26 protein-coding genes are annotated in these 23,683 nt (G+C 73.0%); 21 read left to right on the top strand and 5 right to left on the bottom strand.

Annotation, left to right across the window (positions count from 1 at the left end):
• Positions 1–38 precede the first annotated feature (38 nt).
• A complete protein-coding gene (locus tag ACFYZS_RS13080; RefSeq protein WP_389010541.1) occupies positions 39–1,463 on the top strand; it encodes a DUF445 domain-containing protein in 1,425 nt (474 codons plus the stop codon).
• Between the two features lie 78 nt (positions 1,464–1,541).
• Here the strand turns inward: ACFYZS_RS13080 and ACFYZS_RS13085 are convergent, their stop codons facing one another.
• Both ACFYZS_RS13085 and ACFYZS_RS13090 read right to left on the bottom strand, forming a co-directional pair.
• Positions 1,542–1,841: a hypothetical protein gene (locus tag ACFYZS_RS13085; RefSeq protein WP_389010544.1), complete on the bottom strand. Its 300-nt coding sequence runs from the start codon at positions 1,839–1,841 to the stop codon at positions 1,542–1,544.
• Positions 1,842–1,891: 50 nt separating this feature from the next.
• Positions 1,892–2,068, bottom strand: coding sequence for a hypothetical protein (locus ACFYZS_RS13090; RefSeq protein ID WP_165937233.1), 177 nt, complete (start codon positions 2,066–2,068; stop codon positions 1,892–1,894).
• Between the two features lie 164 nt (positions 2,069–2,232).
• Between ACFYZS_RS13090 and ACFYZS_RS13095 the strand changes: the two genes are divergently transcribed.
• From ACFYZS_RS13095 to ACFYZS_RS13105, 3 genes are read left to right on the top strand one after another with little or no spacing between them, the layout of a single operon-like run.
• A complete protein-coding gene (locus tag ACFYZS_RS13095; protein WP_389010547.1) occupies positions 2,233–2,769 on the top strand; it encodes a GNAT family N-acetyltransferase in 537 nt (178 codons plus the stop codon).
• A gap of 37 nt (positions 2,770–2,806) precedes the next feature.
• On the top strand, positions 2,807–3,886 hold the full coding sequence (locus ACFYZS_RS13100; protein ID WP_389010550.1) for a hypothetical protein: 1,080 nt from the start codon (positions 2,807–2,809) through the stop codon (positions 3,884–3,886).
• A 10-nt stretch (positions 3,887–3,896) separates the two neighbouring features.
• Positions 3,897–4,349, top strand: coding sequence for a very short patch repair endonuclease (locus tag ACFYZS_RS13105; protein ID WP_389010553.1), 453 nt, complete (start codon positions 3,897–3,899; stop codon positions 4,347–4,349).
• An 18-nt stretch (positions 4,350–4,367) separates the two neighbouring features.
• Here the strand turns inward: ACFYZS_RS13105 and ACFYZS_RS13110 are convergent, their stop codons facing one another.
• Complete coding sequence (locus ACFYZS_RS13110) at positions 4,368–5,375, bottom strand: SEC-C domain-containing protein (RefSeq protein ID WP_389010556.1); 1,008 nt, start codon at positions 5,373–5,375, stop codon at positions 4,368–4,370.
• Positions 5,376–5,430: 55 nt separating this feature from the next.
• Between ACFYZS_RS13110 and ACFYZS_RS13115 the strand changes: the two genes are divergently transcribed.
• The 4 genes from ACFYZS_RS13115 to ACFYZS_RS13130 all read left to right on the top strand — a co-directional run bounded on the left by ACFYZS_RS13115 (position 5,431) and on the right by ACFYZS_RS13130 (position 8,301).
• The gene (locus ACFYZS_RS13115; protein WP_389010559.1) at positions 5,431–6,234 is read left to right on the top strand and encodes a class E sortase; all 804 of its coding nucleotides are present in this window, start codon (positions 5,431–5,433) and stop codon (positions 6,232–6,234) included.
• 54 nt (positions 6,235–6,288) lie between these two features.
• Positions 6,289–6,603 (top strand): DUF6412 domain-containing protein, encoded by a 315-nt coding sequence (locus ACFYZS_RS13120; protein ID WP_389010561.1) that lies wholly within the window; start codon positions 6,289–6,291, stop codon positions 6,601–6,603.
• Between the two features lie 106 nt (positions 6,604–6,709).
• Positions 6,710–7,321, top strand: coding sequence for a YidC/Oxa1 family membrane protein insertase (locus tag ACFYZS_RS13125; protein ID WP_389010563.1), 612 nt, complete (start codon positions 6,710–6,712; stop codon positions 7,319–7,321).
• Between the two features lie 122 nt (positions 7,322–7,443).
• Positions 7,444–8,301, top strand: a complete 858-nt coding sequence (locus ACFYZS_RS13130; RefSeq protein ID WP_389010565.1) for a fumarylacetoacetate hydrolase family protein — start codon at positions 7,444–7,446, stop codon at positions 8,299–8,301.
• Positions 8,302–8,386: 85 nt separating this feature from the next.
• Here ACFYZS_RS13130 and ACFYZS_RS13135 read toward each other — a convergent pair whose 3' ends face one another.
• A complete protein-coding gene (locus ACFYZS_RS13135) occupies positions 8,387–9,649 on the bottom strand; it encodes a hypothetical protein (RefSeq protein WP_389010567.1) in 1,263 nt (420 codons plus the stop codon).
• A gap of 81 nt (positions 9,650–9,730) precedes the next feature.
• Positions 9,731–10,852 carry a Gfo/Idh/MocA family oxidoreductase gene (locus ACFYZS_RS13140; protein ID WP_389010569.1) on the bottom strand — a complete coding sequence of 374 codons (1,122 nt, stop codon included), beginning with the start codon at positions 10,850–10,852 and terminating at the stop codon, positions 9,731–9,733.
• Here ACFYZS_RS13140 and ACFYZS_RS13145 point away from each other — a divergent pair.
• From ACFYZS_RS13145 to ACFYZS_RS13205, 13 genes are all read left to right on the top strand, one after another.
• A complete protein-coding gene (locus ACFYZS_RS13145) occupies positions 10,851–11,996 on the top strand; it encodes an ROK family protein (protein WP_389010572.1) in 1,146 nt (381 codons plus the stop codon). The two genes, ACFYZS_RS13140 and ACFYZS_RS13145, sit on opposite strands and share 2 nt — an antisense overlap.
• 43 nt (positions 11,997–12,039) lie before the next feature.
• Positions 12,040–12,699 carry a maleylpyruvate isomerase N-terminal domain-containing protein gene (locus ACFYZS_RS13150; RefSeq protein WP_389010574.1) on the top strand — a complete coding sequence of 220 codons (660 nt, stop codon included), beginning with the start codon at positions 12,040–12,042 and terminating at the stop codon, positions 12,697–12,699.
• 164 nt (positions 12,700–12,863) lie between these two features.
• Complete coding sequence (locus tag ACFYZS_RS13155) at positions 12,864–13,658, top strand: hypothetical protein (protein WP_389010577.1); 795 nt, start codon at positions 12,864–12,866, stop codon at positions 13,656–13,658.
• 33 nt (positions 13,659–13,691) lie between these two features.
• The gene (locus tag ACFYZS_RS13160) at positions 13,692–14,456 is read left to right on the top strand and encodes a GntR family transcriptional regulator (RefSeq protein ID WP_389010580.1); all 765 of its coding nucleotides are present in this window, start codon (positions 13,692–13,694) and stop codon (positions 14,454–14,456) included.
• Positions 14,457–14,603: 147 nt separating this feature from the next.
• Entirely contained in the window at positions 14,604–15,725 is a 1,122-nt protein-coding gene (locus tag ACFYZS_RS13165) for a TIGR03364 family FAD-dependent oxidoreductase (RefSeq protein WP_389010583.1), read from the top strand.
• A gap of 5 nt (positions 15,726–15,730) precedes the next feature.
• Positions 15,731–16,432, top strand: a complete 702-nt coding sequence (locus tag ACFYZS_RS13170; RefSeq protein ID WP_389010586.1) for a phosphonatase-like hydrolase — start codon at positions 15,731–15,733, stop codon at positions 16,430–16,432.
• On the top strand, positions 16,429–17,478 hold the full coding sequence (locus ACFYZS_RS13175; protein ID WP_389010589.1) for an ABC transporter ATP-binding protein: 1,050 nt from the start codon (positions 16,429–16,431) through the stop codon (positions 17,476–17,478). The genes ACFYZS_RS13170 and ACFYZS_RS13175 overlap by 4 nt, the downstream gene beginning before the upstream one ends.
• A complete protein-coding gene (locus ACFYZS_RS13180; protein ID WP_389010592.1) occupies positions 17,471–18,442 on the top strand; it encodes a 2-aminoethylphosphonate ABC transporter permease subunit in 972 nt (323 codons plus the stop codon). Before ACFYZS_RS13175 ends, ACFYZS_RS13180 begins: the two co-directional genes overlap by 8 nt.
• The gene (locus tag ACFYZS_RS13185; RefSeq protein WP_389010595.1) at positions 18,429–19,226 is read left to right on the top strand and encodes an ABC transporter permease; all 798 of its coding nucleotides are present in this window, start codon (positions 18,429–18,431) and stop codon (positions 19,224–19,226) included. The genes ACFYZS_RS13180 and ACFYZS_RS13185 overlap by 14 nt, the downstream gene beginning before the upstream one ends.
• 30 nt (positions 19,227–19,256) lie before the next feature.
• Complete coding sequence (locus ACFYZS_RS13190; protein WP_389010598.1) at positions 19,257–20,339, top strand: 2-aminoethylphosphonate ABC transporter substrate-binding protein; 1,083 nt, start codon at positions 19,257–19,259, stop codon at positions 20,337–20,339.
• A 144-nt stretch (positions 20,340–20,483) separates the two neighbouring features.
• On the top strand, positions 20,484–22,019 hold the full coding sequence (locus ACFYZS_RS13195) for an alkaline phosphatase family protein (RefSeq protein ID WP_389010600.1): 1,536 nt from the start codon (positions 20,484–20,486) through the stop codon (positions 22,017–22,019).
• Positions 22,020–22,160: 141 nt separating this feature from the next.
• Positions 22,161–22,940, top strand: a complete 780-nt coding sequence (locus ACFYZS_RS13200; protein ID WP_389010603.1) for an HAD-IIA family hydrolase — start codon at positions 22,161–22,163, stop codon at positions 22,938–22,940.
• Between the two features lie 79 nt (positions 22,941–23,019).
• Positions 23,020–23,682: a hypothetical protein gene (locus ACFYZS_RS13205; RefSeq protein ID WP_389010606.1), complete on the top strand. Its 663-nt coding sequence runs from the start codon at positions 23,020–23,022 to the stop codon at positions 23,680–23,682.
• Position 23,683 lies beyond the last annotated feature (1 nt).

The following is a 23,683-nucleotide window of genomic DNA, read 5'->3' on the forward strand; positions in this document are numbered from 1 at the left end:
TGCCGGGAACTCCTGAGGGGTCCCGGGAGTCGGATGCTATGCAGACAAAACCGGCGCCCGGGGGAAGGGAGGGACACGTGGACCACCGCACCAAGGCCGCAGGCACGGGCACAGGCACGGGTAGAGATACGGGCTCAGGTACGGGCTCAGGTACGGGCACGGGTACCGGTACGGGGAGGAGCACTCCCCTCGGTACCGGCGGCTTCGTGTTCAACGAGGCCGACGAGGAGCGCCGCCGCGGCGTGCGCCGCATGAAGACCACCGCGACCGGCCTGCTGATCCTGGTCGCGCTGATCTACGTACTGACCACCTGGGCGGAGCACGCCGGGGCCGGCGGCTGGGCGGGCTACGTCCGGGCCGCCGCCGAGGCCGGCATGGTCGGCGCGCTCGCGGACTGGTTCGCCGTCACCGCGCTGTTCCGGCGGCCGCTCGGCCTGCCCATCCCGCACACCGCGATCATCCCGACCAAGAAGGACCAGCTCGGCGTCTCCCTCGGGGAGTTCGTCGGCGAGAACTTCCTCTCCCCGGACGTGGTCCGCGCCCGCCTGCACGCCCTCGGCATCGGCGCCCGGCTCGGCTCCTGGCTGGCCGAGCCCGCGCACGCCGACCGGGTCACGGCCGAGCTGGCCACCGCGCTGCGCGGGGCCCTGACCGTACTGCGCGATTCCGACGTACAGGCGGTCGTGGGGGAGGCCATCACGCGGCGGGCGGAGACCGCCGAGATCGCGCCCGGGATCGGCAAGACCCTGGAGAGGGTCGTCGCGGACGGCGGGCACCGCCGCGTCGTCGACCTCGTCTGCGTCAAGGCCCACGACTGGCTCGTGACGCACGGGGAGTCGGTGATGGGCGCGGTCCAGGGCGGGGCGCCCGGCTGGACCCCGAGGTTCGTGGACCGCAAGGTCGGCGAGCGCGTGTACAAGGAGCTGCTCCGCTTCCTGACCGAGATGCGGGACATGCCGGAGCACCCGGCGCGCGGGGCGGTGGACCGGTTCCTGACGGACTTCGCGGCCGACCTCCAGTCGGACACGGACACCCGGGCCCGGGTGGAGCGCCTGAAGTCCGAGATCCTCCAGCGCGGGGAGGTGCAGGACGTGATCGCCTCCGCCTGGACCGCGATCAGGGCGATGATCATCTCGGCGGCGGAGGACGAGCACAGCGAGCTGCGGCTGCGGGTCCGGTCCTCGCTGCTGTCGCTGGGGGCGCGGCTGGCCACGGACGGCCGGCTCCAGGACAAGGTGGAGGGCTGGATCGAGGGCGCGGTGGTGTATGTGGTGACCACCTACCGGACCGAGATCACCTCGCTGATCACGGACACGGTGGCCGGGTGGGACGCCGAGCACACATCGCGGAAGATCGAGGCCCACATCGGCCGGGACCTCCAGTTCATCCGCATCAACGGCACGGTGGTCGGAGCCCTGGCCGGACTGCTGATCTATGCCGTGTCGCAGGCGCTGGGGGCGTAGGGGCATCGGGGCGTAGGCCCCGGCGGATGGGCCGGGGCCCGGCGTACGACCCCGGCCCGGGGCGTACGGGCGGCGGCGTCAGCCGCGGTCGGCGACGACCCAGGAGGCGGTCGCCACGACCGCCGCGGCCCCCAGGACGGCCGGCCAGGCCCCGACCTTCTTGGCCAGCGGGTGCGCGCCCGCGAAGCCGGCGAGGTACAGCGCCCCGAGCCCGGCCGCCGCGGGGGCGCCGCCGCTGCGGTGCCATTCCCGGCCGGCGGCCAGCCCGGCGGCGCCGAGCACGACACCGCCCAGCGGACGCTTCTTGGTCCACCGGGCGACGGCGTACCCGCCGACCAGTCCGACGGCCGCCACTGCGGAACTCGGTACGCGCGCCATGCCCAACTCCTCCATCACGTTCATCTGATCCGACTGGTACTGCCACGAGGCTAACGCGGGGGCTTGACCACCCGGCGGGCGCCCAGCGCCCCCAGGACGAGCACCGCCCCGCCGATCACACCGTCCGGTACGGCGTCCTTGACGGCGCGCGGCAGCAGCGCCACCACTCCCAGGACGAGGAGGAAGGCGAGCACGCACCGGCCGGCCGCCCGAATCAGTCTGTCCACGGGCTGCTCAACGCGGCCGCGCGGTCCCCGACACGGAGGACGGGGAGGGGATTTGTCGCACACTCGCCGGATCCGTGCGAAACGTGCCCGGGGGAACCCGACCGGCATAAATTGGCTCTCCCACCCCAAACGGTAAAACGGGAAGAAAGAGGAGCTCGGACATCGTGATCTGCTACGGACAGGCCGTCCTCGACCTCGCGGACGAACTGGTCGACGCCTATGTCGACGTCTTCTCCGCCCCGCCGTGGAACGAGGACGCAGAAACCATTCGCCAATTCGGGGTCCGGCTCCAGGCCGACAGCCGGCGCCGCGGTTTCCGTACGGCCCTCGCCCAGTCCGCGGCCGGCATCGACGGCTTCGCCACGGGCTGGCTCACCCCGGCGGCCTTCCCCAAGGACCGCGGGTACGCACAGGTCGCGGCGCAGCTCGGCCCGGCGCGGGTGCGGGAACTCCTGACGGGTGCGCTGGAGATAGACGAACTCGCCGTACGCCCGTACGCGCGCGGCCACGGCACCGGCCGCGCCCTGCTGACGGAGATCACCGCCGACGCCCCGGACCGCCGGGCCTGGCTGCTGACCTCCCGCCTGGCCACCGACACGGTGGCCACGTACCGCCGCCTGGGCTGGCACGAGGTCACGGCCCGCCCGGGCACCCAGACGGGCGTGATCGTCTTCCTCTCCCCGGACCACCCGGGCCGCTAGGGGGTGTTGTGCGGATCAGGCCGGGCATACCGCCGGCATGATCACCACACCTCAGCCGAAGCGGCCGACGCACCGGGAACAGAACCGGGGACCGAACCGAGGACCGGACCGGGGACCGAACCGCGGACCGAACCGGGCGGCGGCGCGGACGGCCCGCAGGCAACTCAACCTGGCCACCCGCCACCAGCTCGCCGCCTCCGGGATCCCGGAGGGCACCATCACCTCCCGCACCCGCCCGGGCGGGCCCTGGCAGCGCCTGCTGCCCCGGGTCTACCTCCTCCAGACCGGGCCCCCGGACCACCGCCAACGCGCCCTCGCCGCCGTCCTGTACGCCGCCGAGCCGACCGCGGACCCGCTGTCCGGGGAGACGGCCGTGCTCACCGGCGGCGCGGCCCTGGCCATCCTCGGCATCCGCGACGCCCCGCACACCCCCGCCGACGTCCTGATCCGCGCCCCGCGCCGGCTCACCGGCACCCCGGAGGTCCGCCCGCAGGCCACCGCCCGCTGGCCGCGCACCATCGCCGTTTCCGGCATCCCGAGCACCCGCCCCGTGCGCGCGGCGGCCGACTTCGCCGCCCGGGCCGAAGACCCCGACCGCATCCGCTCGACGCTGGCCCATGTCGTCCAGGCCGGCTGGTGCCACCCGCAGGACCTGCACGCCGAGCTCCGCGCGGCCCGCCTCCTCACCCGCCCGGCGATCCGCGCCGCCGCGGCGGAACTCGTCGTAGGGGTCCGCTCGATCGCCGAGGCCCTGGCCCGGGACACCCTGACGGCGACGGACCTCCCGACCCCGCTGTGGAACGCCCGCCTCTACACCCCGGACGGCGCCTTCCTGGCCAGCCCGGACGCGTACTGGCCCGACGAGGGCGTGGCCCTGGAGATCGACTCGGCGGAGTACCACTACACCCGCGACGCCTGGCACGCCACCCTCCACCGCCGCCTGCGCCTGGAGTCCCACGGCGTCCTGGTGGTCAGCGCGACCCCGTCGATGATCCGCGACACCCCCGCGGAGGTCGTCCAGGCCCTCCGCACCCTCCTGACCCTCACCCGCTCCCGCCCCACCCCACCCACGGCCCAAGCCCGCGGCCACGTCCAACTGGAACTTCCCATGGCGTGACAATGAGGGGGTGGAACCCCTGGAGAGCACTCCCGAAGTACGTGCGCGCATGAGCCGGCAGAGGAGCAAGAACACCGGCATCGAGATCGCCTTGCGCAGTGCGCTGCACGCGGCGGGACTGCGCTACCGGGTGCACCGCCGTCCGGTGAAGGGCGTGCGACGCGAGGCCGACATCGTCTTCGGCCCGGCGCGCGTGGCGGTCTTCGTGGACGGCTGCTTTTGGCACGGATGCCCGGAGCACGCGACATGGCCGCGCCGCAACGCGGAGTTCTGGCGCGCGAAGATCGAGGGCAACCGCGCCCGCGACCACGACACGGACCGGCGACTCGCGGACTCCGGCTGGCTGTCGGTCCGCGTCTGGGAGCACGAGACGGTGCAGGAAGCGGCGGCGCGCGTCGACGGGATCGTCCGCGCGCGCCGCCTGGAGCCGGATGTCAAGAAGCGGGGCACCAGCGCGGGTTGAGCGTGCGCGGGGCGGTGGTCAGGGAGTCTGCGGGTCGCCGTGGCACTCCGCGTAGGGCTTGCCCGAGGTGCACCAGCAGGGGGTGTTGGGGGTGGGGGGCCAGGGGGTGGCCTTGCCTCGGGCGGCCAGGGTCGTCGCGTACTCCGGGAGGAGCGAGGGGGAGGCCGGGGAGGTCTTCTCCGATGCCGCGAAGGCCTCGTACGAGGGGACGCTCGCCGTCACGATGCCGAGGTTGGTCGTGCCCGAGGCCGCCAGGGCGCGCAGGGACGACTCGATGTGCGTGAGGTGCGCCTCGTGCGAGGGGTATTCCGCCGCCAGGGTCGGGTACGAGGTGAGGAGTTCGGCCAGTTCGCGGGCCGGCCAGTGCAGGATCGCCACCGGGAACGGGCGGGAGAGGGCGGCGCGGCGGTCGCCCAGCTCGGCGCGGAGGCGGGCGATCTCGGCGCGCAGTTCGGCCGGGTCGTCGGAGCCGAGGGCCCAGATGCGCTTGGGGTCGTGGAGCTCGTCCAGCGGGATCGGGCCGATGTGGCGGGTGTCGGCGACCATGTCCCATTCGTCGTGCGGGAGTCCGAGGAGGCGGCGGACCCGGTGCCGGCCCGTCAGGAGGGCCGTGGTGGCCTGGGTGAGCGGGGCGTTCTCCGTGATGAGGAGGCCGGCGGCCTCGGTGAAGCACTCCTCGGAGGCGGTCAACTCGTCGTGCGCCTCAAGGGTTTCCGCGATGACCTCCCAGGGGGCCGGGTCCGCGGGCGCCGCCGCGCGGATGCCCTGGATGAGGGCGCGGGCCTCGGGCTCGTGGCCGTACTCCCACAGGTTCGCCGCCTGGAGCGCCTTGATCAGGTGCGGATCGGCGGGTGAGGAGGCGAGGAGCTGGTCGTACAGCGCGCTGGCGCGGTCCCGGGCGTCACCCAGTTCGAGGTGGGCCGCGGCCTGGAGGAGCAGGGGCTCCTGGTCCTCGGGGTAACGGGTCGCCGTGCGGATGAGGCGCTCGGCTTCGGCGATGTGCTCGGCAGGCGTGTCAGGGCGCATGGTTCACACCGTACTGCCCTGGTCTGTTGACGGGGGAGGTCTTAAGGTGCGGCCCGTGCGGGATCACATGCGTGTGGTGGTGCAAGGGGGTGGCCGGCGCGGGCCGCGAGCCGGTCTCGCCGGGGCGCTGTGGGCGGCCGCCGAACTGGCCGTCACCGTGGGCGTGGTGGTGTTGTTGCTGGTGGTGCACCAGGTGTGGTGGACCAACCGGCAGGCCCTCGCCGCCGCCCGGGAGCAGGTCCGGGAGCTGGAGAAGGAGTGGGCCCTTCCTGCGCGTCCTTCCGCTCTTGATCCCGGTGATTCCGGTGATTCCGGTCCCGCTGTGGCTCCGGGGCCCTCCGCGCCCCTTTCCGCGGCCCCCTCCGTTCCCGCGTCCGGGGCACCGCCGCGGACGCCGGCGTCGACGCCCGCGCCGCCGCGGGAGTCCGCGTACGGGGTCCTGCGGATTCCGCGGCTCGGGATCGTCGTGCCCATCGCGCAGGGCGTCGACAAGCGGGCCGTGCTGGACAAGGGGTACGCCGGGCACTACCCCGGGACCGCGCAGCCCGGGGCCCGGGGGAACTTCGCGCTCGCCGGGCACCGCAACACCCACGGCGAGCCGTTCCGGTACATCAACCGGCTGCGCGCCGGGGACGAGCTGATCGTCGAGGTGCGGGGACAGCGGTACACGTACGTGGTGGGCAAGACCCTGGGGGAGACCGGCGAGCGGGACACCGGGGTGATCGCGCCCGTGCCGCGCAGTACGGTCCGGCCGGAGTACGGGTACTCCGAGCCCGGCGCGTACATCACGCTCACCACGTGCACGCCCGAGTACACCTCCAGATATCGGCTCGTGGTCTGGGGAACCCTGCGGAGCTAGACCGCGTTCTTGGTTGTGGTGGGTACGGATCGGATCCCGGGAGGGGGGCTCGGCATGGCTCGGCTTGATCATCGGCGGCTGCTGGTGTCCCTGCTCCTGTTCGCCGGAGTCGTCGGGGTCCTCGGGCTCCTCGGGCTGTTCGCCGGGGAGGGCGGGTTGGGCGCGGTCCTGGTCGGCCTCGCCGCCACCGTCGCCGTGGGCGCTGCCGCGCTGGCCGCCCGGCTCGTGCGACCCGTGCCGCCCCACCGCATACGCACCGCGATACGTGATCGCGAGCAGCGCACGGCGTTCCTGCCGCAGCGCGATCCCGATGCCTCGGGCCGGTCGCGCCCCAGGGCGCCCGGTCGTCTCGTCCTGACGGCCGCGTAGGGGCACCCTTTCCCTTCACTCCTTCTGTTCGTCGTCGTGCCCCTCGTGGTCGTCGCGCCGAAAAAGCACCTCTTTCGACGTTGACGAGACCCCTCGGAGGGCCCGCGTGTCCGTTTTCACCCGCCTTGTTGAAGAGCTGGGCAGGCTCCTGGAGCCCGTACTGGCCGAGTCCGCGACCGCCGCCGCGATCGTGCTGTTCACCGTGCTCGTACGGCTCGCCCTGCACCCGCTGAACCGGGCCGCGTTCCGCGGCGCGACCCCGATCGCCGGCCTGCTGCCGGTACTGCTCCAGCTGCCGGTGTTCTTCCTCATGTACCGGGCCTTCTCCTCCTCCGGCGAGCTGCTGGACCACCGGCTGTTCGCCGCGCCGCTCGGGGCGCATTGGAGCGATGCCCTCGGGGCGGGCGGCTTCCTCGGGGCGCAGGGGCTGGTGTTCCTGGGGCTGTTCGCGGCCATCGCGGCGGTCGCCGCGTGGAGCGCGGCACGGGGGCGGCGGGCCGCGGCCGAGGCGCCCGTTCCGGTTCCCGTCGCCAACGTGAGCGCCGAGCAGCAGGCGGCGCTGCGCAAGCTGGGCGGCGTACTGCCGCTGCTGTCGTTCGGGACGCTGATCACGGCGGCCCTCGTGCCGCTGGCCGCCGGGCTGTACCTGGTGACCACCACGGCGTGGTCGGTGGCGGAGCGGGCCTGGCTCCAGCACCGCCGGCGTTCCAGTCTGTGAACAGGGTCTTGCGGATTGGCCGGGCATCTTGGAGGATCAACCAATTCTCCGATGGCCGCAACCCATCGGCAGGCCCCGGGCTCGCCCATGGGCCGACCACCCACGACCACGGGAGAATGCCCATGAAGCTGCTGCGTGTCGGACCGGCCGGGGCCGAGCGCCCCGCGCTGCTCGACCAGGACGGGGTCCTGCGCGACCTGTCCGGCCTGATCACGGATGTGGACGGCGCCCTGCTCGCCGACGACTCCGTGCTGTCCCGGGTACGGGAAGCGGCGGAGTCCGGCGAGCTTCCGGTCCTGGACGCGGAGGGCCTGCGGATCGGTGCGCCGGTCGGCCGGATCGGCAAGATCGTGGGCATCGGGCTGAACTACTTCGGGCACGCCGCCGAGATCGGCGCGGAGCCGCCGGCCGAGCCCATCCTCTTCCTCAAGGCCGCGGACACCGTGGTCGGCCCGGACGACACCGTGCTGATCCCGCGCGGCAGCGTGAAGACCGACTGGGAGGCGGAGCTGGGCGTCGTCATCGGCAGCACCGCGCGCTACCTGTCCTCCGCCGCCGAGGGCCTGGCCCACGTGGGCGGATACACGCTGGTCAACGACGTATCGGAGCGCGAGTTCCAGATCGAGCGCGGCGGCACCTGGGACAAGGGCAAGAACTGCGAGACCTTCACCCCGCTGGGCCCGTGGCTGCTCACCGCGGACGAGGTCGCGGACCCGCAGGTCCTGGACGTGAAGCTCTGGGTCAACGGCGAGCTCAAGCAGGACGGCAACACCGCCGACCAGATCTTCCCGGTCGGCGAGGTCGTGCGGTACCTCAGCCAGTTCATGACCCTGTACCCGGGTGATGTCATCGTCACCGGCACCCCGGCGGGCGTGGCCATGGGCCAGCCGGAGCCGAAGCCGTACCTGCGGGCCGGTGACGTCGTGGAGCTGGAGATCGAGGGCCTCGGCCGCCAGCGCCAGGAGTTCAAGGGCGCGTAGCCGGTACGCGTCCACGTGCAAGGGGCGGAGCCGCTGTCCGCGGTTCCGCCCCTTCCGCATGCGTGCGTGCGTACGTTCCCGCAGGTCAGTCCTTCCTGGACGTGCGGCGGCGGCGGTTGGCGAAGAGCAGGCCGGCGCCCGCGCCGAGCGCGGCGGCGCCGCCGCCCGCGATCAGGGCGGTCTGGGTGCCCGTGGCGGCGAGCGCGCCGCCGGAGCCGCCCGCCGCGGTCACCCGGGTGCTGCCGACCGACTGCGTGCCGGTGCCGGTGCCGGTCCCGGTGCCGGTGCCGTTGGCCGTCCCGGTGCCGGTCGCACCGGTCTTCCGGGCGGTGCCGTCCTTGTCCGCGTCCGGCTTGCCGGTCTGGGCGTCGGCCGCGGCCTTGTCCTTGTCGCGGGCCGTGAACTGCCCGGTCTTCAGGAACTCGGCGCGGTCCGCAGGCGTGCCGTTGATCGCGGTGATCGCGGCCTTCTTCAGCTCCGGGCCGGCCTTGTTCAGCATCGCCCAGATCAGGACCATGTTGTCGTCGTCGCGCAGCTCGTGCTGCGTCGTCGTCACGAAGGTGCGCAGCTGCGCCGGGGTCGGGTTCCCCTTCAGGAGGTCGATGATGCCCTCCTTCAGGCCCGGGCCGGCGCCGTCGAGCATCGCGAACAGCGCCACCCGGTCGTCCACCGCGCGGATCCTGTGCTGCCCGTTCGCGACGAACTCGCGGACCTCCTCGGGCGTCCCGCCGTCCAGCAGCCGGTTGGCCGCCTCGGTGATGCCGCGGCCCGCGCCGCCCAGCATCCGGGCGATCTCGACCAGGTCGTCCTCGTAGCGGGCGGTGTGCTGTCCGTGCCGGAGGAACTCGGTCAGCGCGGCCTGCGTGTCCGCCTTCAGGGCGGCCTTGCCGGCCTTCTGCACGGCCCGGCCGCCGGCGCTGATGAGCTGCGAGACCCGTACGCGGTCGTCGGTGAGCTGCTCCCGGGCCCACTCCACGTCGAGGAACTTCCGCAGGTCCGCGGCCGATCCCCGCAGCGCCTTCTCGGCCGCCTCGCGCACGCCCGGCCCGCTCGCCGGGTCCGCCAGGATCGCCTGGACCGCGGCCCGGTCCTTCGCGGTCAGGGGGTCCTCGGCCGGCTGCTCCGCCTTCTTCTCCGCCGCCTTCTCCGGAGCCTTCTCCGCCGTCCCGCCCTCCGGGTTCGCCGCCGGCCGGCCGGCCGCCGTGCCCGCCGGCTCGTCCGCGGCCCGGTCCGGCACGGTCGGGGCGGCCGGCGCCGGGGTGTCGGCGGCGAAGGCCGGAGACGCGAGCAGGACGGCCGGGGCCATCGCGGCGGTGGCGACGGCCGATGCGATCCGGGGCAGCTTCACAGACAGGTTCCGTTCTTCACACATGTGATGATCTACAACCTGTGCAGGATAGATCGCGTATGACCCCCAAACTGTCCATTTTCAGGACAGGGCAGCCCCCAGCTCCACGGTCACCCCGTCCCGGGACGAGATCCGAGCCGCCTCCAGCACCTCCAGGCACCGCGCCGCCTCGTGGGCGGTGACCGGCGCCGGGCCGCCCTCGCGCAGGGCCGCCTCCACCGCCGCGTAGTACGCCGGGTAGTCCCCCGGAAGGGTCCGCACCGGGGCGCCGCCGCCGGTCAGCGGGGACTCGCCGGAGCCCACCCGCCCCCACAGGTGCTCGGGCTCCTCGCCCCACGGGGTGTCCCCGACGCCCGGCCGCTGCCCCTCGCGCAGGGCCGCCTCCTGCGGGTCGAGCCCGTACTTCACGTAGCCCGCGCGGGAGCCCAGGACGCGCAGGCGCGGGCCGAGCTGCGCGGTGGTCGCGCTGACGTAGAAGTGGGAGCGGACCCCGTTCGCGTGCGTGACCGCGATGAAGGTGTCGTCGTCCGCCTCGGCGCCGGGGCGGCGCACGTCGGTCTCCGCGTACACGCGCACGGCCGGGCCGAACAGCACCAGCGCCTGGTCGACGACGTGGCTGCCGAGGTCGTACAGCAGGCCGCCGATCTCCTCCGGGGCGCCGGACTCGCGCCAGCCGCCCTTGAGCTGCGGGCGCCAGCGCTCGAAACGGGACTCGAAGCGCTGGATCTCGCCGAGCTCGCCGTCGGCGATGAGGCGGCGCAGGGTGAGGAAGTCGTTGTCCCAGCGGCGGTTCTGGAACACGGACAGGAAGGTGCCGGTCGTGTCGGCGAGGGCGGCGAGCTCGCGGGCCTCGGCGGCGGTGGCGGCGAGCGGCTTGTCCACGACGACCGGGACGCCGGCCCGCAGCGCGGCGGTCGCGAGCGGGACGTGGGTCCTGTTGGGGGAGGCGATGACGACCAGGTCGAGTGCGGGGGTGAGCTCCCAGAGCTCCTGCGCCGTGCCGACGATCCGGACGTCGGGGTACGCCTCGCGCGCCTGGGCCTGGCGGCCGGGGTCGGAGGTGACGACCGTGTCGAGGACGAGCCCGTCGGTGGCCGAGACGAGCGGCGCGTGGAAGACGGAACCGGCGAGTCCGTAGCCGACGAGGCCGACGCGGAGGGCGGAGTTCGACCGCGTGGGGGCAGCGGAAGGGGAGGCGTTCATGCCTCCACTTTGGCAACAGTGTTGCTTAAGTGCAAGGAGGGTGGACAATGGGGAGGTGGACTGGCGTAGCGGAAGCAACGGAAGCGGCGCGAACCTACCGGCGCTGCGGGGCCACAACGACGCGCTCGTACTCGCCCTGCTCCGCGAGGCGGGTCTCGAGGGTCTCGGCCGCACCGAACTCGCCGCCCTCACGCGCCTCACCCCGCAGGCCGTCAGCAAGATCACGGGACGGCTGCGCGCGGAGGGGCTCGTCGCCGATGCCGGCCGCGGCCCGTCCACCGGGGGCAAGCCGCGGACGCTGCTCCAGCTGGCCGCCGGCGCCCGGCACGCCGTCGGGGTGCACGCCGACCGCGACGAACTGCGGGCGGTACGGGTGGACATGCTCGGCACGGTCGTCGAGCGGTTCCGCGGCCCCCTGGACTTCGCGGCCGGACCGGACGCCGTCGCGGACGAGGTGGCGCGGGTCGTGGACCGGCTGTGCGGGAACGCGGGCGCGAGGTCCCTGCTGGGCGTGGGCATCGCCACGCCGGGACCGCTCGACTGGCGGGAGGGCGTACTGGGCCGGGTGACGGGATACCCCGAGTGGGAGGGGTTCCCGCTGCGGCAGGCGGTGGCGGACCGGCTCGGGCCCGACGCCCCGCCGGTCCTGCTGGACAAGGACACCAACGCGGGGGTCGCGGTCCCCGGTCGCCGGGCCGTCGGAACCTCCCTGTACCTGCACCTCGGCACCGGCCTGGGGGCCGGGCTGCGGCTGCGCGGTGAGGTCTTCCGCGGGGAGCGTTCCGCGGCGGGGGAGTTCGGGCACCAGGTCCTGATGCTGGACGGTCCGCCCTGCCGGTGCGGGGGGCGCGGGTGCGCGGAGGTGCTGTGCCTGGACGCGGTGGCCCGCGGGGACCTCCCGGAGGCGGCGCGGATCCTGGGCGAGGGCGCCGCGAACGTGGTCGCGCTCCTGGACGTGGACCGGGTGTGGCTGGGGGGACGGGTGGTGGACTCCGCGCCGGAGGTCTTCACGACGGGCGTCCGCCGCGTCCTGGAGGCCCGCACCCTGGGCGGCCCGGTTCCCCAGGTCGCCGCGTCCGAGGACGGCGTCGCGGAGGGGGCGGCGGAACTGGCCCTGGCCCCGCTCTTCGGCCGCGTGGGCTGAGCGCTCCGCCGGGCGCCCGGCCGGCAGGGGCTACGTTGCTCGTATGGAGCTCTTTTCGCGTTCTTGGGGGGCCTTGCGGGCGGCCGCCGACGGGGTTGCGGATGCCGACTTCGGGCGGGAATCCGGCTGCCGGGGCTGGCTCGTCCGGGACCTCCTGTGTCATCTCGTCATCGATGCGCAGGACGTGCTGATCACCCTGGTGACCCCCGCCGCCGGCGAGCCGACCGCCGACGCCGCGAGCTATTGGAACGTCGCCGACCGGCCGCCCGACGGCGAGGATCCGCTCGACGCCCTGATCGTGCGGCTGGCCGCCGCCTACGGGGACCCGGGGCTGCTCAGGTTCCACCTCGACGACGTCGGCTCCGCCGCCGGCCGCGCCGCCGAGCTCGCCGACCCCCGCATGCGGGTGCTGACCCAGGACAAGGTCCTCACCGTGGAGGACTACCTCACCGCCTACGTCCTGGAGTGGACGCTCCACCACCTCGACCTCGTCGCGCACCTCCCGGACGGCGCGCCCCCGCCGCCCCCGGAAGGCCTGGCCCGGTCCCGCGCGCTGCTGGAGCAGATCGCCGGCGCCGCCTTCCCCGCGACGTTCACCGATCGCGACGCGCTCCTGGTCGGCACCGGCCGACGGGCACCGACCGCCGCGGAGCGGGCGGAGCTGGGCGCGTTGGGCGCGCGGCTGCCCTTCGTCCTCGGCTGATCCGATCAGGCGTAAGGCGCGAGCCGGCAGGCGTGGCGGGAGGAGGGGGGTATGGGGGCGTGGGAGGGTGCCGGGAGGCCGGGGTGATTGTCGCCTCGTCCGACCATCGGAACGGTCCACCCCACCAGCCCCCCGTCCGGCGAGCAGCGAAGCGAAGGTCTTCCATGCGACTGCGCAAAGCCCTTGCCCTCTCCGCCGTCCCCGTCCTGACCGCCGTCGCCCTCTGCGCCCCGTACGCGAGCGCGGACGTCGGCAACGGCGGCGGTGCCCGCCCCGCGCCCGCGCTGCCGTCCCGGATCGAGGCCACCTGCGGCGACGGGAAGAGCAGCGCCTTCCCCATCGGCGCGCGGATCCGCGGCGGCCCGGCCGTGTACCGGACCGGCGGCGGACCGCAGACCTGGTTCCTGGACCTCACCAACACCACCAACTCCGAGTGCACCGCCATCCACCCCGTCGTGGTGTTCACGGACAAGGCCCGCGCCCTGCTCCCCGCCCACTTCCGGATGGACTTCGAGGCCCCGGGCGGAACCCTCCCCGTCAGCCTGGAGCGCAGCGACCGGGACGAGATCATCGCCGTCTTCGACGGGGGCGAGGCCTTCTCCGGCTTCACCGTCCGGGCCGGCGGCTCCCTGACCGTCAAGGTCGGCCTGGCGTTCGCCCCCGGCACCCCCGCGGGCGAGGTCCTCGCCGATGCCGCGCTCGTGCAGCGCAAGGCCGACGACGGCGACTGGGTCGGCGAGGCCGGCGGCTACCGGTTCTCCATCGAGGGCCCCGAGGGCGAGAGGGGCGACGCCGGGTCCCTCGCGCACACCGGCCCCCGCAACCGGCTGTACGGCATCGGCGGGGCCGCCTCCCTCGTCGCCGGCGCCGGCCTCCTGCTGGCCGCCCGGCGCCTGCGCACCCGTACCGACGCCCCGGCCGCCGACACCCCCCGCACCCCCGGTACCCCGGCGCGCTGATCTCCGTACACCCGCCCCGCGTACAGTCCCAGGGTGGAAGAACAGAACCTGCACCACCGCCCCGGCTCGCCCGTCCGCTCCGGCATCCCGGAGCACGGCCGCATCCCCAAGTACTACGCCGTCAAGGCCCTCATCGCGGACCTCCTCGAGGACCTCGGCGAGGGCGGCCTGCTGCCCACCGAGCGGGATCTCGCCGAGCGGTACGAGGTGTCCCGCGAGACCGTGCGGCAGGCCCTGCGCGAGCTGCTCCTGGAGGGCCGGCTGCGCCGCTCCGGCCGCGGCACCGTCGTCGCCGGCCCGAAGCTCGAACAGCCCCTCTCGCTCGCGAGCTACACCGAGGGCGTACGCCGCCAGGGCCGCCGCCCCGGCCGTAACCTCATCGGCCTGGAGCGCTTCCCCTGCCCGCCCGAGCTGGCCACCGGCATCGGCGCCGAGCCCGGCGAGCCCGTCTGGCACCTGGAGCGCGTGCTGCTCGCCGACGACGAGCGGGTCGGCCTGGAGAGCACCTACGTCCGGGTGGCGCGGGCGCCCCGCCTCGACAGCGAGTTCCAGCCGGACTCCTCCTTCTACGGATACCTCCGCGACCGGCTCGGGATCTCCTTCGGGGACGCCGACGAGAAGCTGGAGACCGTCCTCGCCACCCCCCGGGAAGCCCTGCTGATCGGCACCCCGCCGGCCCTTCCGATGCTGCTCATCCACCGCTTCTCGCGGGACCAGGACGGGCGTCCGCTGGAGCGGGTCCGTTCTCTCTACCGTGGTGACCGGTTCAGCTTCACGACCCACCTGCGGCCCGAATAGTCCCGAGCGGACCGGCGCAAGGCGACGAAAAAGGACGTATGGAGATCACAGAAAGATAACGGGTCTAGTCCAAGCGTCGAGGGCTGTTCACCGTCCCGTTGCCGTCGCGATCCCCCGGGTCCACGGGGCGCGGACACCGTGGGGCACGTGAGAGTCATAGTCGTCGGAGGCGGCGTGGTCGGCACCATGCACGCCTGGCAAGCAGTCGAACGCGGCCACGAGGTCGTCCAGATCGAGCGAGAGGCCGAGGCCCGCGGCGCGTCGCTGCGCAATTTCGGCCAGATCTGGGTCAGTGGGCGGGCCGGGGGCGAGGAGCTGGAGACCGCCCTGCGGGCCCGCGAGCTCTGGGAGCGGATCGGCGCGGAGGTGCCCGGCCTGGGCTTCCGTGCGATCGGCTCCCTCACCCCGGTACGCAACGCCCGCGAGTACGCGGTCGCCGAGGCGGCCGCCGCCCGCCCCGACGCCGCGGCCCGGGGCTACAAACTGGTCACCGCCGCGGAGGCCCGGGAGATCAACCCCGCCCTGCGCGGCACCTTCGAGGCCGCCCTGTGGTGCGAGCGGGACGCGGCCGTCGAGCCGCGCACCGCCCAGCTCCACCTGCGCGAGGCCCTCAAGGCGAGCGGCCGCTACACCTTCCTGCCCGGACGGGAGGTGCGCGAGGTCGTCGGCGACGGCGCCGTCCGCGACGACCACGGTGACGTCCACCAGGGCGACGCCGTCGTCCTCGCCACCGGCGCCTGGCTCTCCGGCATGGTCCGCGAGCTGGTCCCCGACCTGCCCGTGCGCCGCGTCCGGCTCCAGATGATGCAGACCGCCCCGCTCGGCGAGCCGCTCACCACCTCCATCGCGGACGCCGACAGCTTCCGCTACTACCCCGCGTACAAGAGTGAGGCCCTCGACCTCCTCAACGCCGAGCAGGCACAGGCGCCGGTCGCCGCCGCGCACAAGATGCAGCTGCTGATGGTCCAGCGCCAGGACGGCGGACTGACCATCGGCGACACCCACGAGTACGAGCACCCCTTCGCGTTCGACACCCTCGAAGACCCGTACGAGTACCTCACCGGGGTCGTCGAGTCCTTCCTGGGCCGCCCGCTGCCGAAGATCCGGCACCGCTGGGCGGGCGTGTACGCGCAGTGCACCGACACCAGCCGCGTCGTCCACCGCCAGCAGGTGGCCGACGGCGTCTGGCTGGTGACCGGACCCGGCGGCCGCGGGATGACCTGCTCGCCCGCCATAGCCGAGACCACCGCGAACGAACTGGGCTGGTGACGAACATGAGCAACAGCAGCACCGACCGCCGCAACCTCGTCGTCCTCGACATGGCCGGCACCACCGTCGCCGACGGCGGCCTCGTCGAGCGCGCCTTCGAGCTCGCGGCCGAGCGGATCGGCGTCGAGCCGGGCACCGCCGACCACGAGGCCAAGCTCCAGTACGTCCGCGACACCATGGGCGAGTCGAAGATCTCCGTCTTCCGCCACCTCTTCGGCACGGAGGAGATGGCCCAGCGCGCCAACTCCGCCTTCGAGGAGGCGTACGGCGAACTCGTCGACGGCGGGCTCATCGCCCCGATCCCCGGCGCCCGCCAGACCATCGAGAAGCTCCGCGCCGACGGCCGCACCGTCGTCCTGACCACCGGCTTCGCCCGCGTCACCCAGGACGCCATCCTCGACGCCCTCGGCTGGCAGGGCCTGGCCGACCTCACGCTCTGCCCCGCCGACGCGGGCGGCCGCGGCCGCCCCTACCCGGACATGGTGCTGGCCGCGTTCCTGCGCACCGGCGCCGTCGACGACGTACGGGACGTCGTGGTCGCGGGCGACACCGCGTACGACATGCTCTGCGGCCGCCGCTCCGGCGCCGGGACCGTGGCGGGCGTCCTCACCGGAGCCCACGACCGCGCGGCGCTCACCGGTCACGGCGCGACCCGCGTCCTGGAGTCGATCGCCGACCTGCCCGCGGCCCTGCTGGAGTCGGCGTGAGCGGCATCCGCTTCGAGGGGGTCAGCGTCGAGTACGGCGGCAACACCGTGCTGGACCGCCTCGACCTGACCGTCGAGCCGGGCGAGGTCATGGCGCTGCTCGGCCCCTCCGGCTCGGGCAAGACCACGGCGCTGCGCGCGGTCGCCGGCTTCGTACGGCCGGCCGCGGGCCGGGTGCTGATCGGCGGCCGGGACGTCACCGCGCTCCCGCCGCACAAGCGCGGCATCGGCATGGTCGTCCAGCAGTACGCGCTCTTCCCGCACATGCGGGTCGAGGACAACGTGGCCTTCGGCCTCAAGGCGCAGAAGGCCGCCAAGGCCGAGATACCCGGGCGCGTGGCCGAGGCGCTGGAGATGACCGGCATGGCGGCCTACGCCAAGCGCTACCCGCGCGAGCTCTCCGGCGGGCAGCAGCAGCGCGTCGCGATCGCCCGCGCGCTGGCGATCCGGCCCGGGGTGCTCCTGCTCGACGAGCCGCTGTCGGCGCTCGATGCCCAGCTGCGCTCCGGGATGCTCGCCGAACTGGCCAGACTGCACCGCGAACTGCCCGACGTATCGATTCTCTACGTCACGCACGACCAGGTGGAAGCGCTGACGCTCGCCGACCGGATCGCGGTCATGGACAAGGCGCGGCTCCAGGACTGCGGCACCCCGCAGGAGCTGTACCGGGCGCCGCGCACCGAGTTCACCGCCTCGTTCGTCGGCAACGCGAACCTGCTGCCGGTGACCGTCGCCGAGTCGGGGGCGCTCTTCGCGGGGCGGGCCCTGGAGCTCGACCGCGGGCGCGCCGTTCCCGGAGCGCACGCGACCCTGTGCGTACGGCCGCACCTGCTCGGCCTCGGCGCCGGCCCCAACGCGCTCAGCGGGACGATCACCGAGGTCCAGTGGCGCGGCTCCACGCACCGGCTGTACGTGGAGGTCGAGGGCCACCGGATCAAGGCGGACCTGCCGGAGCTGCGCGAGACCCCGGCACTGGGCGACCACGTCACCCTGCACTTCGAGCCGCGGGACGCGGTGCTGCTGGCCGCTGGGGTGTCGGATGGCTGAAGCGCCCGCGCTCTCCGGCCGCCGCCCGCGCAACGGCACCACGGCGCGCGCCGCCGCCCCCGGGCCCGGCGCCGCCCCCGGGCCCGGCGCCGCCCCCGGGCCCGGCGCCAACCCGTCCGGCTCCCGCGCTCCGCAGGGGACCCGTACCGTGCCCGGCTGGCTGTGGTCCCTGCCGCCCGTGGCCGCGCTCGCGCTGGTCTTCCTCTACCCGCTCGCCCTGGTCGTCCAGCAGTCCTTCAGCCCCGAGAACGGCGGCGGGGCCTTCGACGCGTACGCCTCCGTCTTTCGCTCGCACTCCTTCCGCGAGGCGCTCGGGACCACGGTGTGGCTGGCCGCCGGAGCCACCGTCGGCTGCCTCGTCCTCGGCTTCGTGCTCGCGCTGATCATCGCCTTCGTCCCCTTCCCCGGGGCCAAGGCCGTCTCGAAGTTCATCGACGTCTTCCTCTCCTTCCCCTCCTTCCTCATCACCCTCGCCCTCCTCTTCATCTACGGCACGGTCGGCATGGCCAACGGGCTCTGGACGGACGTGAGCGGCGCCGCCGAGGGACCGTTCCACTTCCTCACCACCCCGTGGGGCGTGCTGCTCGCGGAGATCACGTACTTCACGCCCTTCGTGATGCGCCCGCTGCTCGCCGCCTTCTCCCAGCTGGACACCGCCCAGCTGGAGGTGGCCTCCTCGCTCGGCGCGAAGCCCGCCCGGATCATCCGGCGGGTGATCCTGCCCGAGGCCCTCCCGGCGCTCGCCGCCGGCGGCAGCCTGGTCCTGGTCATGTGCCTCAACGAGTTCGGGATCGTGCTGTTCACCGGGGCCAAGGACGTCACGACGCTCCCGATGCTGGTCTACGGCAAGGCGATCCTCGAATCCGACTACTCGGCCGCCTGCGTGGTCGCCGTCGTCAACATCGCGATTTCCGTCGGCCTGTTCGGCCTCTACCGGGTGGTGAGCAAGCGTGCTGGTGCATAGCAAGACCGGACGCTGGGCCGCCTGGAGCCTGTTCGGCCTCCTCTTCCTGCCCCTGTTCGCCCTGCCCCTGCTCGTCGTGGTGACCGCGTCGTTCTCCACCCACTGGTCGGGGGCCTTCCCCTCCGGTCCGACGGCCGAGAACTACGCCTCCGCCGTGCAGGGCGAATCCCTCCAGGCGCTGACCACCTCGCTGGTGACCGCCCTCGTCGCGAGCCTGCTCGCGCTCACCGTCGGGACCTGGGCCGCGCTGGCCGCCGCCCGGCTGAAGCGGCGCGGGAAGCGGTCCCTGGACGCGCTGTTCATGCTGCCCGTCGCCGTGCCGTCCGTGGTCGTGGGCCTCGCCGTCCTGGTCGCGTTCAGCAAGCCCCCGCTGCTGCTCAACGGCACCAGCTCAATCGTGATCCTGGCGCACACGATTCTTGTCACGGCGTTCGCCTACCAGTCGGTTTCGGCCGCCATCATTCGTCTCGACCCCGCGTACGAACAGGCGGCGGCCTCCCTGGGCGCCCGTCCCGCGTACGTGCTGTGGCGGGTCAAGCTCCCCCTCCTGCTGCCGTCGCTGACGGCGGCGGCCGGACTCTGCTTCGCCCTGTCCATGGGCGAGCTGAGCGCCACGATGATGCTCTACCCGCCGGACTGGATGCCCCTCCCCGTCCGGATCTTCACGGCCACCGACCGCGGTTCGCTCTTCGGCGGATCCGCCGTCGCGGTGGTCCTGATGGCCACCACCCTGCTGGTGCTCCTGGCCGTCTCCCGCATCCGCACCAGAGCCACGTACCGCTGACTCCCTTTCCCCGTAAGGAAGTTCTCCTCCATGTCCAGAAACCGCGCGTCCCTTCGCCTCACCGCCGCCGTCACCGGCAGCCTGGCCCTCGCCGCCGCCCTCACCGCCTGCGGCGGCTCGACCACCTCCGCCGACTCCAAGGGCGGCGGCGAGAAGATCGTCACCGTCTACAGCGCCGACGGCCTCAAGAGCGAGAAGGGCGACGGCTGGTACGACAAGGTCTTCGCCGAGTTCACGAAGATGACCGGCATCCAGGTCAAGTACGTCGAGGGCGGCTCGGGCGAGATGGTGCAGCGCGCCGTCCGCGAGAAGACCAACACCCAGGCCGACGTGATCGTCACCCTCCCGCCGTTCATCCAGCAGGCGGACGGCAAGGGCCTGCTCCAGTCCTACAAGCCGCAGGGTTCCGACAAGGTCAACGGCGCCAACAAGGCCGCCGACGGCAAGTGGACCTCGGTCGTCAACAACTACTTCGGCTTCATCCACAGCAAGAAGGAGCTCCCCGAGGCGCCCAAGACCTGGGAAGAGCTGCTGGACGCCAAGTACAAGGGCAAGCTCCAGTACTCCACCCCGGGCGTCGCGGGCGACGGCACCGCCGTCCTCGTCAAGGCGATGCACGACTTCGGCGGCAAGGAGCCGGCGCTGGAGTACCTGAAGAAGCTCCAGGCCAACAACGTCGGCCCGTCCTCCTCCACCAGCAAGCTCGCGCCGAAGACCGACAAGGGCGAGCTGCTCGTCGCCAACGGCGACGTCCAGATGAACTTCGCGCAGTCCAAGTCCATGCCGAACCTGGGCATCTGGTTCCCGGCCAAGGACGGCGGCAAGCCGACCACCTTCGCCCTGCCGTACGCGGCCGGCCTGGTGGACAAGGCCCCGCACACCGAGAACGGCAAGAAGCTCCTCGACTTCATGCTCGGCGAGGAGGCCCAGAAGCTGGTCAGCGAGGTCGGCGGCGGCTTCCCGGCGCGCACCGACGTCAAGCCGACCGACGCCAACGCCGTCGAGCTCACCAAGCTGCTGACCGGCGTCGAGATCTTCGAGCCGGACTGGGCGGACATCGACAAGAACCTGGCGAGCTACGTCGACGCGTGGAAGTCGGCAACCGGAAGCTGATTGGTCGCCTCCCGGTCATCCACGACCGGGAAAGTGACGCTTGCATAACGGGTCTGGACCGAAGACCGCACCTTCGGTCCGGACCCGCGCACGTCCGCACGCAAGCCCACCGCGCCTTCCCCACGATTACTCCCGGAGGAGTACGTGCCCACTGTCCTGTCAGGACGCGCCCTCGCCGTGACCGCCACCGCCACGGCCCTGCTCGCCACCGCCCTCGGCGCCCACACCGCCACCGCCGAGACGGCCACCGCCGCTGCGACGGTCACCGACAAGGTCCTCGTCATCGGCATCGACGGCACGGTCCTGGACCGCGTCAAGGCCGCCAACGCCCCCAACCTGCAAGGCCTGATGGCCCAGGGCCTGACCGCGAAGAGCACCCTCTACGCGAACCCGATGGCCGCCACCTCCTCGGGCCCCGGCTGGTCCACCATCGCCACCGGCGTCTGGCCCGACAAGCACGGCGTGAAGGACAACACCTTCACCGGCAAGAACTACACGGCCTACCCCGACTTCCTGACCCGCATCGAGAACGCCAAGCCGTCGCTCAACACCTACGCCGCCGCCGACTGGGAGCCCATCACCTCCACCGACGCGGGCGGCCCGATCTTCTCCGCCAAGGTCGACAAGCGCCTCAGCCTCAAGGGCGACCGAGACGGCTACGGCACCGAGGACCCGAAGATCGCCGCCGCGGCCTCCGCCGAACTGCAGGGCCAGAACCCGGACGCCGCGTTCGTGTACTTCGGCCAGGTCGACGGCGCCGGGCACTCGTACGGCGCCGCCAGCCAGCAGTACCTCGACGCGATCGGCCGCGTCGACGTGATGGTCGGCCAGCTGCTCACCGCCGTGCAGAACCGGCCCACGTACGCCCAGGAGAACTGGAACATCCTGGTCACCACCGACCACGGGCACACCGACGCGGGCGGCCACGGCGGCTCCACCATCCAGGAGCGCGGCACCTTCGTCATCGCCAAGGGCGCCGGCATCCCGCCCGGTTCGGTCCGCAGCGACGTCAAGCTCGTCGACGTGGCGGCCACCGCGATGGCGCAGGTCGGCGTCGACCCCGGCCCGGCGATCGACGGCATCCCGCTGAACGCCCCCGACGACAACGACCCGTTCGACACCCTGCGGCCGAACCTCCAGACCCGCGTGGACGAGACGGGCATCCCGGCGGGCGTGAAGGGCTTCACGCATACCCCGCCGGCCGGCTGGTCGATCGACAACTCCAAGATGGGCACCGGCGGTGTCACCGAGTGGGCCGGCTGGGCCTTCGCGACCGACGAGTTCTGGAGCCAGTCCCAGCGCGACCAGTGGCGCGAGCTGAACGTCCGCTCCCGTGACGTGTTCGCCGTGGCCGACTCCGACGAGTGGGACGACAAGTCCCACACCGGCTCCTACGACTCCACCCTGATCACCCCCAAGTGGGCCGTGACCGGCGGCACCACGAAGAACCTGACCTTCCAGACCCACTACCACCACGAGGCCGGCCAGACCGCCCAGGTCCTGGTCTCCTACAACGGCGGCGCCCCCGCGCTCGTCAAGAGCTACACCGCCGACGCGGTCGCCAAGGCGGAGTCCCTGACCCTCCAGGTCCCGGCCGGCGCCACCGACGTGCAGGTCCGCTTCCGCTACGCCGGCACCAACAACTGGTACTGGACCGTGGACAACGTCAAGCTCGGCTGATCCCCGCGAACCGGGGCGGGGTCCGGGCAGTGGACGCCCAAGGCGTCCACTGCCCGGCCCCGATAGGGTGGTAGAGACCACAGGCCGAAGGCCGGCGGTCACAGGTCAGAGGTACGGCCACCGAGAGCGGAGAACAGTCCAGTGGCAGAGCGCAAGCCGATCGAATCCTGGCTCACCGACATGGACGGGGTCCTGATCCACGAAGGCACCCCGATCCCCGGCGCCGATGCCTTCATCAAGCGGCTGCGCGACTCCGGCAAGCCCTTCCTGGTCCTGACCAACAACTCCATCTACACCCCGCGCGACCTCCAGGCCCGCCTCTCCCGCATGGGCCTGCACGTCCCCGTCGAGAACATCTGGACCTCGGCGCTCGCCACCGCCAAGTTCCTCGACGACCAGCGCCCGGGCGGCACCGCGTACGTCATCGGCGAGGCCGGACTGACCACGGCCCTGCACGACATCGGCTACATCCTGACCGACCACGAGCCCGACTACGTGGTCCTCGGCGAGACCCGCACCTACAGCTTCGAGGCGATGACGAAGGCGGTCCGCCTGATCAACGCCGGCGCCCGCTTCATCTGCACCAACCCGGACGAGACCGGCCCCTCCACCGAGGGCCCGCTGCCCGCCACCGGCGCCGTCGCCGCGCTGATCACCAAGGCGACCGGCAAGCAGCCGTACTTCGCCGGCAAGCCCAACCCGCTGATGATGCGGACCGGGCTGAACGCCATCGGCGCGCACTCCGAGAGCAGCGCGATGATCGGCGACCGGATGGACACCGACGTCCTGGCCGGGCTGGAGGCCGGGATGCAGACCTTCCTCGTGCTGACCGGACTGACCTCCGCCGCGGACACCGAGAAGTTCCCGTACCGGCCGACCAGGACCGTCGACTCGATCGCCGACCTGGTCGATCTCGTCTGATCCGAACGGGTCAAGCGCGCGGCGCTCCGGATGCGGAGCGGTGCGCCGCGCGTGAACCTCCTTGTTGAGGAGGTTCACCATGCGCACTGCTCTGATCGCTCTCCGTGTCACCGGGGTGGCCGTCGCCCTGACGGCGCTCACCGCCGTGTCCTCGCCCGCCGCCCTGGCGGCCGGCGAGGAGAAAAGCGGCAGCGTCTCGGTCGATCCGCGCCAGGCCGAGCCGGGGGCGCAGGTCAAGCTGCGCGTCCACGGCTGTGAGGACAAATGGGCGACCGCCAAGTCCGCGGTGTTCGTGTCGGAGGTCCACCTGTCCTCCGGGCGCGACGGGGACAAGTCGCTCTCGGGTGACGCGATGATCAGCTCGCACGCCCAGCCCGGCTGGCACCCCGTCCAAGTGAAGTGCGACGGGGGCGAGGACCGGGTCCGCGGCACCGTCGAGGTGGTCCGCCGCCGCGACGACCGCGAGAAGGACCGGGACCGCGACCGGCCGAGCCCCCACCAGACGCCCGTCTGGCCCGTCCACGCGGGCGGCGGCGGGATGTCCGCCGAACTGGCGGCGACGGACCGGGCGGTGCGGGCGGCCCAGGCGGCGCAGGACCAGGCCGCGGCGGCCAAGAAGAGCCACGGCGGCGAGGGCCCCGGCCTCCCGCACACCGTGATCGGCGCCGTGCTGGCCGCCGCGGCCACGCTCGCCGTCGCGTTCCGGGCGCTGACCCTGCGCCGGCGCCGCAGCGGCGAGTGAG

It is taken from the genome of Streptomyces sp. NPDC001903 (assembly GCF_042891345.1).
Classification (GTDB): Bacteria; Actinomycetota; Actinomycetes; order Streptomycetales; family Streptomycetaceae; genus Streptomyces.